15 protein-coding genes and 1 tRNA gene are annotated in these 12412 nt (G+C 71.6%); 6 read left to right on the top strand and 10 right to left on the bottom strand.

What is annotated here, in order from left to right; all coding sequences use genetic code 11:
* The first annotated feature begins 2 nt into the window (after positions 1 to 2).
* The gene (locus ACFFR3_RS27620; protein ID WP_379484079.1) at positions 3 to 632 is read left to right on the top strand and encodes a histidine phosphatase family protein; all 630 of its coding nucleotides are present in this window, start codon (positions 3 to 5) and stop codon (positions 630 to 632) included.
* 258 nt (positions 633 to 890) lie between these two features.
* Positions 891 to 963 (top strand) — tRNA-Ala (locus ACFFR3_RS27615).
* A gap of 51 nt (positions 964 to 1014) precedes the next feature.
* Here ACFFR3_RS27615 and ACFFR3_RS27610 read toward each other — a convergent pair.
* The 3 genes from ACFFR3_RS27610 to ACFFR3_RS27600 form a co-directional block, all read right to left on the bottom strand.
* On the bottom strand, positions 1015 to 1161 hold the full coding sequence (locus tag ACFFR3_RS27610; RefSeq protein ID WP_345387930.1) for a hypothetical protein: 147 nt from the start codon (positions 1159 to 1161) through the stop codon (positions 1015 to 1017).
* Between the two features lie 158 nt (positions 1162 to 1319).
* Complete coding sequence (locus tag ACFFR3_RS27605; RefSeq protein WP_364384671.1) at positions 1320 to 1673, bottom strand: SPW repeat domain-containing protein; 354 nt, start codon at positions 1671 to 1673, stop codon at positions 1320 to 1322.
* 111 nt (positions 1674 to 1784) lie between these two features.
* Positions 1785 to 2762, bottom strand: a complete 978-nt coding sequence (locus ACFFR3_RS27600; protein ID WP_345387925.1) for a helix-turn-helix transcriptional regulator — start codon at positions 2760 to 2762, stop codon at positions 1785 to 1787.
* A 45-nt stretch (positions 2763 to 2807) separates the two neighbouring features.
* On the opposite strand from ACFFR3_RS27600, the gene ACFFR3_RS27595 reads away from it, so the two are divergent.
* On the top strand, positions 2808 to 3260 hold the full coding sequence (locus ACFFR3_RS27595; RefSeq protein WP_345387923.1) for a hypothetical protein: 453 nt from the start codon (positions 2808 to 2810) through the stop codon (positions 3258 to 3260).
* 4 nt (positions 3261 to 3264) lie between these two features.
* Here ACFFR3_RS27595 and ACFFR3_RS27590 read toward each other — a convergent pair whose 3' ends face one another.
* Positions 3265 to 3597 (bottom strand): hypothetical protein, encoded by a 333-nt coding sequence (locus ACFFR3_RS27590; protein WP_379484078.1) that lies wholly within the window; start codon positions 3595 to 3597, stop codon positions 3265 to 3267.
* Between the two features lie 94 nt (positions 3598 to 3691).
* On the opposite strand from ACFFR3_RS27590, the gene ACFFR3_RS27585 reads away from it, so the two are divergent.
* A complete protein-coding gene (locus ACFFR3_RS27585) occupies positions 3692 to 4456 on the top strand; it encodes an SDR family oxidoreductase (protein WP_379484077.1) in 765 nt (254 codons plus the stop codon).
* Between the two features lie 21 nt (positions 4457 to 4477).
* On the opposite strand, the gene ACFFR3_RS27580 is transcribed toward ACFFR3_RS27585, so the two are convergent.
* The 4 genes from ACFFR3_RS27580 to ACFFR3_RS27565 all read right to left on the bottom strand — a co-directional run bounded on the left by ACFFR3_RS27580 (position 4478) and on the right by ACFFR3_RS27565 (position 9273).
* Positions 4478 to 5209, bottom strand: a complete 732-nt coding sequence (locus tag ACFFR3_RS27580; protein WP_379484076.1) for an ABC transporter permease family protein — start codon at positions 5207 to 5209, stop codon at positions 4478 to 4480.
* A gap of 42 nt (positions 5210 to 5251) precedes the next feature.
* Entirely contained in the window at positions 5252 to 7048 is a 1797-nt protein-coding gene (gene nhaA / locus ACFFR3_RS27575; protein ID WP_364384723.1) for a Na+/H+ antiporter NhaA, read from the bottom strand.
* A gap of 63 nt (positions 7049 to 7111) precedes the next feature.
* The gene (locus ACFFR3_RS27570) at positions 7112 to 7801 is read right to left on the bottom strand and encodes a GAP family protein (RefSeq protein WP_345387914.1); all 690 of its coding nucleotides are present in this window, start codon (positions 7799 to 7801) and stop codon (positions 7112 to 7114) included.
* Between the two features lie 101 nt (positions 7802 to 7902).
* The gene (locus tag ACFFR3_RS27565; RefSeq protein WP_345387912.1) at positions 7903 to 9273 is read right to left on the bottom strand and encodes a Dyp-type peroxidase; all 1371 of its coding nucleotides are present in this window, start codon (positions 9271 to 9273) and stop codon (positions 7903 to 7905) included.
* Positions 9274 to 9526: 253 nt separating this feature from the next.
* Here ACFFR3_RS27565 and ACFFR3_RS27560 point away from each other — a divergent pair, with 253 nt between their 5' ends.
* Positions 9527 to 10123, top strand: a complete 597-nt coding sequence (locus ACFFR3_RS27560; RefSeq protein ID WP_345387910.1) for a TetR/AcrR family transcriptional regulator — start codon at positions 9527 to 9529, stop codon at positions 10121 to 10123.
* 41 nt (positions 10124 to 10164) lie between these two features.
* Positions 10165 to 10548, top strand: coding sequence for a hypothetical protein (locus ACFFR3_RS27555; RefSeq protein WP_345387908.1), 384 nt, complete (start codon positions 10165 to 10167; stop codon positions 10546 to 10548).
* A 44-nt stretch (positions 10549 to 10592) separates the two neighbouring features.
* Here ACFFR3_RS27555 and ACFFR3_RS27550 read toward each other — a convergent pair whose 3' ends face one another.
* Positions 10593 to 11087: a 2-thiouracil desulfurase family protein gene (locus ACFFR3_RS27550; protein ID WP_345387906.1), complete on the bottom strand. Its 495-nt coding sequence runs from the start codon at positions 11085 to 11087 to the stop codon at positions 10593 to 10595.
* The gene (locus tag ACFFR3_RS27545) at positions 11057 to 12406 is read right to left on the bottom strand and encodes a DHA2 family efflux MFS transporter permease subunit (protein ID WP_345409323.1); all 1350 of its coding nucleotides are present in this window, start codon (positions 12404 to 12406) and stop codon (positions 11057 to 11059) included. The genes ACFFR3_RS27550 and ACFFR3_RS27545 overlap by 31 nt, the downstream gene beginning before the upstream one ends.
* Between the last annotated feature and the right edge of the window lie 6 nt (positions 12407 to 12412).

Here is a 12412-nt window from a genome sequence, read left to right as displayed (position 1 = left end):
GCATGAGCAAAAGGATCGTGTGTCTGCGTCACGGGCAGACTCTGTGGAACGTCGAGCAGCGTTTCCAGGGCCACTCCGACATCCCCCTCGACGAGACCGGCGTCGCGCAGGCCGCACGTGCTGCCTCGCTGCTGGCCTCGCTGCGGCCGACCATGATCGTCTCTTCCGACCTCCAGCGGGCCAACGACACCGCGCTCGCCCTAGGCCGGATCGTCGGGCTCGACGTGGCGATCGACAAGGACTTCCGCGAACGTGGCGGAGGCCAGTGGGAAGGCCTCACCCGGGAGGAGATCGCCGCACGGTGGCCCGAGGAGTACGCCGCCTGGGAGGCGCCTGACGGCGAGCCCGTCACCGACGTCGCCACCAGGGTCGCCGGAGCCATGCGGCGCTGGGCGGCCCGCCTGGACGCCGACGGGCTGCTCGTCGTGGCCTCGCACGGGGCCGCCCTGCGGCTCGGCATCTGCGAGCTGCTGGGGCTGCCCGAGCAGCTCTGGCCCGCCTTGGGCGGGCTGGGGAACTGCTCGTGGTCCGTGCTGCAGGAAGGGCGCCGGGGGTGGCGGCTGCTCGAACACAACGCCGGCACCCTGCCTGAGCCGGTACGCAGCGACGACAAACCGGATGCGGAGGTATGACCCGCCTGGGAGTGGTCCCTGGGCGGCTGACCCGCCGGGTGCGGCCGGAGTAACGGCCGAACCCGGCGGCACCATGCCCGGGCGGGTATCGATGCCGGGTCGCCGGTCGATGCCTGGCTGCCGGTTCATGGTGGATGTCCGGCCTGGGTTGGTGTGTGGTTGGGGTGCGGGGGCGGGGTGGGTGGCGATTAGGTGAATGGGGGCGGATGGCTATATGCTCTCGGAGCGCCGCAACGGGTGGACTCGGAGCGGTGACCAGGGGCTATGGCGCAGTTGGTAGCGCGCCTCCATGGCATGGAGGAGGTCTGGGGTTCGAATCCCCATAGCTCCACCCTTTTCGCGTCAGGGCCGCTGAGTTTTCAGCGGCCCTTTTCGTATACGGTCAGGCCCTGCGACAGGCGCAGGGGGTCAGGATCGGCTCCACGAGGAGGGCCTTTCGCGTCGCCGGCAGCGGCTCGTGCAGGCCCATGGTGAGGGCCGGCGGGGTGAGCCACCACAGCGGGGCGAGGACGATCTCCAGGAGGGTCACGACGACCCACGTGGCCGGGGCATCGGCTTGCGGGTGAGCCGGCGCGGCAGCTGGAGGCGCACGTTCCGCGGGTTCTGTGGATGGGGAGCTGTTGTCCGGGTCGTTCTGTGGATGTCATGCCAACGGCCGGGCGCGGGGCCCGGCCGTTGGATGAGCGGTTAGTGCTGGATTGCCTGACGATGTGCGGCGCGGCTCGCAGGTATGGCGGTGAGGCTGAGGACCAGGGTGACGACTCCGACGATCCAGGACGTCACGGTCGCCCCCAGAGCCTCGGTGTACGTGACGGCCCACGGAGCGACGAACAGCAGCACACCCCAGAGGGCGTTGAGCCATTCCGTCGCCACGATGCCCGGTCTCGCCAGCGACACGAGCGAGGTGAGCGCGGTGAGCACCCCCAGGACGATCAGTGCGGCGGCGGCGCCCGACGCGCCGTCGACCCAGATCGGGGAGAGTGCCGCGTAGATGCCGGCGACCAGGGTGACCCAGTCCTGCCAGCGTGACCATGCCTTCATGAGAACCTCCGCCAAGGGCGTATGGGCTCGGCTGGCCTTTTGGTCAGTCGATCGGTGCAACCTGGGATGCCGCGCCGGGATTCCGTCCGGAAGTGTGACATCGCGCACGCGTCAGGGCGGGTTGTAGCGGGCGGACAGTTCGTACGTCGTCTCGGCCAGGCGGTCGCGTAACTCGGGCGGTGACAGCACTTCCGCGTCGATGCCCAGACGCAGGAACTCGCCCACGGCGTGCTCGATCGACTCGATCGGCACCGTCACCCGCGTCCAGCCCTCCTCGTCGGGCGGCGACGCGCTCTCCCCTGCCGCCGCCACCACGCCCGGCGTCATCAGGTCGGCCAGGCGCTCCAGGCCGCGCGGTGACAGGCGTACGACCGCCTCGCCCCAGCGCAGCCGGGCCTCGAACTCGGCGAGGTAGCCCTGCCAGTACGCCGCCAGGTCGAACTCCGGAGGCCGGGTGAACGTACCGGGCAGCGGATGCAGGTCGAGGATCTGCGAGACGCGGTACGTGCGTACGTGCTCGCCCGCCCGCGCCACCAGGTACCACCGCCCGGCCTTGACGACCAGCCCGTACGGCTCCAGCCGCCGCTCCACCTCCTGCGGTGCCCGCCAGCGCCGGTAGCGCACCTGGATCGGATGCTCGTTCCAGACGGCGTCGGCCACGGCCGGCAGATGGGTCACCGGCTCCCGGTCGCGGTACCAGGTGGGAGCGTCGAGGTGGAAGCGCTCCTGGATGCGTCCGGCGCGGTCGCGCAGCTCGACCGGCAGCGCGGCCATCAGCTTGAGCTGTGCGGCCGTCACCACCGCCCCGAGGCCCAGCTCAGCGGCCGGGCCAGGCAGGCCGGCGAGGAACAGGGACTCGGCCTCGTCGGCCGTCAGGCCGGTCAGGCGGGTGCGGTAGCCGTCGAGGAGTTGATATCCGCCCTTGGGGCCGGCGTCGCCGTACAACGGGATGCCCGCCGCGTGGAGGGACTCGACGTCGCGGTAGATCGTGCGTACGGACACTTCCAGCCGGTCGGCCAGCTCCTGCGCGGTCATCCGGCCGCGCGTCTGCAGCAGCAGGAGGATGGACACGAGGCGGGAGGCGCGCACATCACTGACATTACCTGTCAGTGACCCGGGCATACCGTGCTCCGCATGAACGACTTCGACTTCTTCGCCGGCCGCTGGAACGTCACCAGCCGCCGCCTCATCAAGCCTCTGTCGGGAAGCGACGAATGGGAGGAGTTCCCCGGCTTCACGGTGGCGACGCGGCACTTCGACGGCGCGGCCAGTGTGGATGAGATCGTGTTCCCGACCAAGGGGTTCAGCGGGATGACCGTGCGGGTGTACGACGAGCGGGCCGGGCAGTGGGCCATCTATTGGGCGAACAGCGCCACCGGCCGGTTGGACACCTCGGCCATGGTGGGCGGGTTCGAGGGGGATCGTGGGGAGTTCCACGGTGAGGAGAGCGTGGCGGGGCGGCGGGTGCGGTGCAGGTTCGTCTGGACGGTGCCGGGCGCCGGCGCGGCCCGGTGGGAGCAGGCGTTCTCGGGGGACGGCGGGCGTACGTGGGAGACGAACTGGACCATGGACTTCAGCCGGGCGTGACCGACTACGCGGCTCCCGTGACGGTCTGCGCGGCGGCCGGGTGGGGGAGGGCTCCTGACGTGGTGTCGGCGTTGCTGCGGATCCACAGGACGACGGCGACGGCCACGGCGGCGATCAGCAGGACGAGCCCGCCCGCCACGATCACCCACCACCAGGCGGACCTGGGCGGCTTGGTCTCGTAGACGGGGACGTCGGGGAGCATGTCGGGGGTGTACGGGAGGCGCTGCGTGTAGGGCGACTCCGGTGGGCCCTGCGGAGGTGGGGCCGGATGCGGGAAGCGGTGCCTGATCGTCTGGTTGGGGTCGGGCTCGTGCGGGCCGGGTTGCTCTCGCGTCATGATCCCCTCAGACGATCGTGCGCAGTAGGGATTTACGCCCACATTGTCACACTTCTCCCGGCTGCGTCGTCCAGCCTGCATGGAAACTGTTCTGGTGACCGGAGGCAGCGGGCGGCTCGGCCGGGTCGTGCTGGAGAAGCTGGTCGGGGCGGGGTACGACGTGCGGGCCGCCAGCCGGGTGCCCAGGGCCGCGGCCGGGGACGTGCGGTGGGTGGTGGCGGATCTGACCACCGGGGCCGGCGTGGCCGAGGCCGTTTCGGGGGCCGACGTGGTGCTGCATCTGGCGTCGGCCCCCTATAAGGGCAGGTATACCCGGCGGGTGGAGCTCGGCGGCACGGCGGCGCTGCTGCGGGCGGCTCGGGCGGCCGGGGTGCGGCATCTGGTCTACGTCTCGATCGTGGGCGTGGATCGGGTGCCGTGGGGATATTTCCGGACGAAGGTGGAGGCTGAGCGGCTTGTCCGTGACGATGGCGTGCCGTGGACCATCCTGCGGGCCACCCAGTTCCACGAGTTCGTGGCGGCCGGGCTGAAGGGGATGGCCGGGTTCGGTTTCATGGTCGCCGACCCGGGCGTCCCCATGCAGTCCGTGGACGTCCGGGACGTGGCCGGGCGCCTCCTCGCGCTCGTCGCTCGCGGGCCCGGCGGCACGATCGAGGAGTACGGCGGGCCCGAGGTGCTCCCCATGGAGGATGCCGTACGGCGGTGGCAGCGGGCGCGGGGACTGCGGCGGCCGGTGCTCCGCCTACGACTGCCCGGCGCCTCGGGGCGCGCCTTCCGCGCCGGCCACCTCACCACGGAGGCACACCCCAGAGGCACGATCACCTGGGACGACTACCTCGGCGCGCACCCACGCCCCTGAAACGACCGCCCCAGGCGCTGCTCAGGACGGGGGCTGCTGGTAGCCCTGGGCCGGTGGCTGCCAGCCCTGCTGAGGGGACGATCCGCCGGGCTGCTGGCCGGGTCCGGGTTGCTGCGGCGACCAACCGGGCTGCGGCTGCCCATTCTGCGGCTGACCAGGCTGACCAGGCTGACCAGGCTGCCCCTGCGGGCCCGGCTCGGACGGCCACGACCCCTGCCGGCCGGACTCGGGCTGCCAAGGCGCCTGCTGGCCGGACTCGGGCTGCCAAGGCGCCTGCGCGCCGGGTTCGGACGGCCTCGGGCCCTGCTGGCCGGGCTGGGGCTGCCAGGCGGGCTGCTGGCCGGGGTGGGTGGGCTGCCATTCCGGGTGGTGGCCCGGCTGCTGGTGCTGGCCGGGCTGGGTGGGCCAGGGCTGGGGGCCGGTGGCGGCGGGCTGCGGGGTGCGGCGGGCGACCACGCCGAAGACCAGCAGGGCCGTGCCGGTCACCTGGAGCATGATCACGAGCAGGTTGCCCAGCGGCAAGATGATCTCGTACGCCGTTCTCCCCATTTCGGTGACCAGCGTGGTGACGGAGAACTGGATGGCGGTCAGGACGACGGCTCCGATGAGGAGCGCGACGCACCCGGCGATGCCGAGGCCGGCCCCTCGCCCGTGATCCTTCCTGCGCATCGCCATCATGACGATGCCACCACCCAGAACGATGACCATGAGGAGCAGATTCGCGATGTTGATGATGACGGTCAGCATGGTCATCCGGTGAGATCTCCAAAAGGGGACGAAAGTGACTCGACGACGCTACGCGGACTCGCGGAGATCTTCCACCGCACGTGTGAGCGAGTCGAGGTCGTGGCCGCCTTCGTAGCGCACGCCGTTCAGGAAGAGCGTGGGCGTGCCGCGCGCCCCGCTCGCCTGCCCCGACTCTTCGTCCACGGCGATCCTGGCGACGTGGCGCGGCACGTCGGTCCAGGGGTCGACGTCGAGCTGGGCGGCGTAGTGCTCCAGGTCGGCGTCGGTGAGGAAGCGCTGATTGGCGTAGAGGATGTCGTGCATCTCCCAGAAGCGGCCCTGGTCGGCGGCGGCCTCGGCGACGATGGCGGCCGGGGCGGCGCGCGGGTGCAGGGTGCGGATCGGGAAGTGGCGGAAGACCACCCGCACGTCGGGGTTGCTCCTGCGGACCTCCTCAAGGATGGGCTGGAGGCGGCCGCAGTAGGGGCATTCGAAGTCGCCGTACTCGACGATCGTGATCTTGGCTTTGGCGGGCCCGCGCACGTGGTCGGCGGGCCCCACGGGCACGGCGAGCGTCTTGGGGAGGTCTTCTGACGGCTCGGCGTCGGGCGGCGCGCACACGCCGCCGCGGTCCCACGCGAGGCGGAAGATCACCCAGCCCAGGACGGCCGACAGCAGCGACCCGGCCAGGATGCCGATCTTCGCCTGGTCGTGCAGGGCGGAGTCGTCGAAGGCGAGGTCCACGATGAACAGCGAGACGGTGAACCCGATGCCGGACACCGCGGCCCCGCCGAGCAGCTGGCCCCACACGAGGTTGCCGGGCAGGACGCCCCATTTGAGGCGTAGGGGCAGCCAGGTGCCGAGCGCGATGCCGACGAACTTGCCGAGGACCAGCCCCAGCGCCACGCCGATCGCGATCGGCGAGGTCATGGCCGCGCTCAGGGTCTCGCCGTCGAGCCGCACCCCGGCGTTGGCCAGCGCGAAGATCGGCACGATGACGTAGCTGCTCCAGGGGTGCAGGCGCAGCTGCAGCCGCTCGTTCACCGACACGGCCCGCTGGACCCGCCGCGTGGCCTCTCTGGCGGCCTCGGCGGTGGGCGAGCTGGTGAACCCCTGGACGGCCTCGCCGGCCAGCAGCAGCTTGTGGTCGGTGGGGGCGTAGACGAAGACGAGGATGCCGAGCGCGATGCCGACCAGCGTGGGGTGGATGCCGCTCTCCAGCGTGGCCACCCACAGCGCGAACCCCAGCACGATGTACGCCGGCGCCCGCCAGATCTTCAGCCACCGCAGTGTGAGGATGGCCGCGAGCAGCACCACGGCGGTGAGCAGGGCGGGCAGGGCCAGGGAGTCGGTGTAGAAGATCGCGATGATCATGATCGCGAGCACGTCGTCGACGATGGCCAGCGTCAGCAGGAAGGCGCGCAGCGGCTCGGGACACCGGGCCCCGACCACGGCCAGCACGCCCAGCACGAACGCGGTGTCGGTGGCGATCGGCACGCCCCAGCCGGACGCGCCGGGCCCGCCGAAGTTGAGCGCCAGGTAGACGGCGGCGGGGACGAGCATGCCGCCGAACGCCGCCACCGCCGGCACCGCGAGCAGCCGCCGGTCTCTGAGCTGCCCGAGCCGCACCTCGTAGGAGACCTCGAGGCCGATGAGGAAGAAGAAGACGGCCATGAGGCCGTCGTTGACCCAGTGGCGCAGGTCGAGCATGAAGTGGGCGTCGCCGAACGACAGGCCGGTGTTGATGTGCCAGAACGCCTCGTAGCTGTCGCCCCAGGGGGAGTTGGCCCACAGCAGGGCCACCACCGTGGCGACGAGCAGCACGGTGGTGCCGCCCGCTTCCGTACGGAAGAACGCCCGCAGCATCTTCACCCTCCGAAGCCCGATCCTAGGCGGGCCCGAGCAGCAGGTGAAGCGCGCCCCCTGGGGCTAGGAGGGCTGGAAGAACAGGGAGAAGGCGGCGTCGCGGGCGAGCAGGAACCCGATGATCGCCAGCGCCCAGCCCACCATCGACGCGGAGTGCTTGGCGAGCCAGGCGCGCAGCCGTTCCAGCTTGGGCTCCAGCCAGCCGCCCGCCGCCGCGCGCAGCGCCATGAGCGCCAGCGCGGGCACGATCATCACCAGCACGTACGTCCCCAGCACCGGCAGCCACTGCCCGGCCGCCAGCCCGGCGCTCGTCATCATCCCGACCGCCGCGAGGTACGGCACCATCGTGGCCACCTCCAGGGCCCCGGCCGTCAGCCCGAGCAGCACCATCGTGCGCGGCCCGCCCGTCCTGGGGACGAACGCGCGCTCGGGCCGGCCCCGCTTGGCCCGCCGCTTCGGGTCGAACCTGAAGCTGAGCGCGAACAGCCCGACGCCGGCCGCGAGCTGCACGATGTAGGCGGTCCTGCTCTGCAGCGCGTCGCCGAACGCCTCCATGAAGGCGCTCGCGCCCAGCATGAGCGCCACGCCGACCAGGAAGTAGAAGCCGGCCACGGTGGCCAGGTAGATCAGCAGCCGGCGGCCTCGGTCACGGTCGGTGGTCAGCAGCAGGAAGACGGGGATGCCGAGGGTGCCGAAGCTCGTGCTGTCGATCACCGCCAGGGCCGCGAGGGTGAGCAGCAGTGCGATGGTCATGGGGACAAGTGTGCGGAACGCGCCCCCCGGCCTGCCTCCTCCGGCGGAGTGAACCCGGCGTACATCCTTGTGCTCATGCCGCCGGAGGAGGGCCGCTGACGTCAGAGATTCCGCAGGTAGGCCAGGGAGGGGGCGAAGAAGTACTCGCCGCCCTTCATGGTGACCGTCTGTGGCACCTGAGGCTGCGGGACCGACATCTCCGGCTTGCCCCACACCTTGGGGAAGCGCACCTTGATGTCGCGGTCACCCTGACCGATGACCGGGTCGTGCCCGGTGGCCGGCATCTCGAAGTCGGGGTTGTTCGCCCAGGTCTGCTGCATGAACTCGAACTGGCCGAGGAGGCTGGCGTTGAACGCCATGAACAGCAGGCCCACCTCGCCGCTCGGGCGCTCCTCCGGCGGGGAGTCGTCCCACGGGTCGTCGGCACGCTCGCCGTACGTCTGCCCGCGCCGCGCCATGACCACCTCACGGCCGAACGAGCGCGGGTTGGTCTTCCTGACGTGCCCGGAGAACGGGCACTTGGAGCCGTCGTCGGCGTCGAAGGTGAAGTCGTTGGCGACGGGGCCGCCGGCCGGCCTCGACTTGAGCGTCAGCGGGGTGCCGTCCTTGAAGCGGCCGACGAGCATGGCGCCCGCCCGCTCGCGGTCGGCGCCCTTCAGGCCGAGGCTGTCGGCGAGGTCGCGCTCGATCTCCTTGAACGCCCGTACGTTCTGCTCCAGCTTCCTGAAGACCAGGTAGCTGCCGTGGTGGCGCTTGGGGTTCGGGGCGAAGGGGTCCGGCACCAGGACGTTGGACAGCGGGAACGCCGGGTCCCAGTGCTTCTTCGGCTCCTTGTCCACCTCGTCCTTGACGAACAGCGGCTGGCTGCGCCCGTCGACGTAGCCGAAGTGCTCGATGCCGTCGCCCGCCGGGTTGCGCATGCCCTGGCCGCGCTCCTCGCCCAGCAGCCTGGCGCTCTCGGGCAGGTCGCCGAGTATCTCCTCGCGCAGCCGGTCGACGGGCCCGCCCTCGGCGTCGCCGATGAGGATGACGGCGTGGATCTCCCGCTGGTAGGTGCGCTCCCACTCCTCGACGGGCGGGTCGTTGACTTCGGCGGTGCGGCGTTTCATGCCGTCGCGGAAGACCGGGTCGTCGAACGTGCGGACGTCCTCGACGGAATGGCCGAGGTCGCGGTAGCCGGCCTTGCTGATGCCGACCCCGACGTAAGGGGTGCCAGGCCCTCGTCCTGCCCCGAAGTCGCGGATCTCCTGCAGGTGCTGACGGGCCGACTTCATCTTCGTGGTGGCGAGGCGGCGCAGGAACGCCCGGCCCTCGGCCACGTCGTTGAACCGGACGAACAGTACGGACAGGTGCTCGCGTACGTGGGCGCGCAGGATGTTCGGTTGCAGATTGTCGAGCATCGCCTTGGTGTCGGCGTCGAGCGCGGCCGAGTCCCAGGCGAGAGGTCGTTCGTTGGTCAGGTCGACAGGCATCGTGCGTGTCCCTTTCCCCGTTTCCCGATTATGTGAAAAATCGGACCCCCTACGCGTTGAGGGAGAAAGGTTCGCAAGAATCTCTCACCTTTCAACGCGTCCCACCTCTTCGACTCGCGAACGCCCGCGAAGGTTTCGGCGCCAACGGGATTGCTGGATTTCCCGTTGGGCGGAAACGGGGAATGCCCATTCAGGGCTCCTTTAGGGTGGTGACGGTGAAAATCGATGCGTCGCGGAGCGCCCGGAGGCGGCCATGAAGAGCCGGCAGTGGAGCCGTTCCGGAGCCACGCGCGACACGCTGTTACGCGCGGCTCGCGACGTCTTCCTGGCCAAGGGGTACGCCGACGCCACGGTGGCCGACATCGTGGCGGCGTCGGGCATCAGCGTCGGCAGTCTTTATCACCATTTCGGCGGTAAGCCCGGTTTGTTCCTGGCGTTGTGGGAGCAGTTCACGCGCGGGCAGGAGGAACGCACCGCGCGGGCGGCCAAGGCTGCCGACGGCGCCTCAGAACGTTTTCTCGCGGGCGCCCGCGCCTATCTCGAAGGGACGTGGGAGCAGCGCGAGGTGGCGAGGCTCTTCCTGGAGAGCGACGGGCCCGCGGAGTTCACCACGCTGCGCCGGCAGCGCGGGTGGGGCTGGATCGGCGGCAACAAGCGGGTGCTCGGCCTCGCGGACACGCGGGAGAGCCACGTGCTGGTGGTGCTGCTGACCACGATGATGGGCGAGGCGGGCCGAGAGGTGGCCGCGTGCGAGACCGACGACGACGCCGCGGCGACGATCGACGAGGTGATCCGGCTGGTGAGGCGGCTGCTGCCTACACCGCACGGCGTAGCGGAGCCGTCTCCCTAGGGACGATGACCGCGGGGCAGCCGGGTGGGAGTGTGGGGCGCATGGATCTGCTCCGCCGGGTGCTCGCCGGTTCTTCGGCGGTGTACGCGCTCGTCTTCCTGACGTTCGCGCTGGCGCACGCCGGGGTCGGGATCGGCCCGCTCCGTGAGCCGGTGATCGCGCCCGCCGTCGTCGTCGAGACGTTGTGCGCCGTGGCCGTCGCCATCGGCGCGTACGGCGCGGCGGCCCGCCGGGCGTGGGCCTGGGACGGCCTCCTCTACGGGCACGCGGCCGCGCTGGGCGGCGTGCTGCTCGGTATCGCGGCGACGACCCTGAGCCCGGGCGGCGGGACGACCGTGGTGCTGCTCTGGTATCACGGCGTGATGGCCGCCGCGCTGACCGCCGGCCTGGCGGCCGCCTTCTACGCCTCCCGCGTGCGCGGATGACCGGCGAGAGGGCGCGCCGGCCGCCGGCCTCGGATGCGGTCCGGTCACGCCTCCAGGGTGCGCAGGTAGTCGGCGGCCTCGGCCACCTGGTCCTCCGCGAAGACGCGGATGCCGTGTGACTCCAGCAGGGCCGTCGTGACGCCCTGGCCCGGTGCGCGGCGTCCGGAGAAGGAGCCGTCGTAGACGGTGAGGACCCCGCAGGAGGGGCTGCCCTCCTTGAGCACCGCCATGCGGACCTGCTGGGAGCGCGCGACCGCGAGCGCGCCCCGCGCGCCCGCCACGAACGCCGCGGTCACGTCGGCGCCGTCGGTCGCGAGCACGCGGGCCGTGCCGTCGAGCACGGCGGCGCCGCCCAGACCGCCCTCGATCTCGGCCGCCGGACGCGGGACGGGCAGCCCGCCCGCCACCTCGGGGCAGAACAGCACCAGCCGCCCCTCCTCCCGCCACCCGGCGAGCAGCGCGTCGGAGCTGGTCTTGGCGCCGCCGTCGTAGCGCACCCTGCGGCCCATCAGGCAGGCGCTGACGAGGATTCTCTCCACGCCTTCGATCCTATGAGCGCGATCGGCACCAGCGAGACCGCGGTCAGGGCCGCCACCACCCAGAACGCGTACGTGAACGGCTGCGCCACGCCCGCCCGGGTGAACGCCTGCAGCAGCACGGTCAGCACGGCGACGCCGAACGGCGCGGCCAGGCGTACGGCGATGGTGCTCAGCGTGGTCGCCGCCGGGATCGCGGCCCGCTCCAGCGTCGTGAACGCCGCCGCCATCACCGACGTGGACACCAGCCCGTGCCCGAGCCCCAGCAGGAACATCGGCGCGAGACCGCCGCCGAGCAGCGTGAACGCCGCGATGCCGGCCACCGCGACGACCACCCCTGCCGCGCCGACGCCGCGCGCCCCCTTGCTGTCGGTGAGCCGGCCCGCCAGCGGCATCGTGATCGCCGCCCCGACGCCCATGGGCGCGAGCAGCAGGCCCGCGTCCAGCGCGCTGCCCCCGGCGGCGAGCTGGGCGTGCAGCGGCACGAGCACGGTGAACCCGAACAGCGCGGCCGAGTAGCAGACCAGCGCGCCGACCGCCGCGGTGAACGTCCTGTCGCCGAACAGCCGCAGGTCGAGCAGCGTCCCCTGGCGGCGCAGCGCCCGTACCGTGAACGCCGCCACCAGCACCACTCCGGCGAGCAGCACGGCGAGCGCGGCGCCGCCCTGCTCCGACAGCCCGTAGACGACGGCCGCGAGCCCGGGGGAGAGCAGCGCGAGCCCGGCCACGTCGAGCGGCTGCGGACGCTCGCCAGGACCGCCGGGCAGCAGGACGAGCGCGGCCACCAGCGCGAGCGCGCAGATCGGCACGTTGATCAGGAACAGCCACCGCCAGCCGAGCCCCTCCACGATCACGCCCCCGAGCGGCGGCCCGAGCACCGGCGCCAGCATCGCCGGCACGGACAGCGCGGCCATCGCCCGGCCCATGCGCTCCTTGCCCGCCGCCTGTGCCAGCATCGCCTGGCCGACCGGCATGAGCAGGCCGCCGCCGATCCCCTGGACGGCGCGGAAGGCGACCAGGCTCCAGACCGACCAGGCGGCGGCGCTGAGCGCGGACCCGGCCACGAACAGCACCAGAGCGGTCAGCCAGACGCGGCGGGCGCCGAACCTCCCGGTCGCCCAGCCGGTGACCGGCACCGTCATGGACAGCGCCAGCAGGTAACCGGTGACCGTCCACTGGATCTCGGACAGGGAAGAGCCGAAGGCGCGGGCAAGGGTGCCGAGCGCGACGTTGACGATCGTGGTGTCGAGCATCGTCATGATCACGCCGAGCAGGACGGCGGTGCCGGTGGCCCAGAGGGGAGTTCGTACGGCGTATCGCATGTCGTA

It is taken from the genome of Nonomuraea salmonea, from assembly GCF_042428605.1.
In the GTDB taxonomy this organism is placed as follows: domain Bacteria; phylum Actinomycetota; class Actinomycetes; order Streptosporangiales; family Streptosporangiaceae; genus Nonomuraea; species Nonomuraea salmonea.
This window is presented reverse-complemented; position numbering and strand designations above follow the sequence as displayed.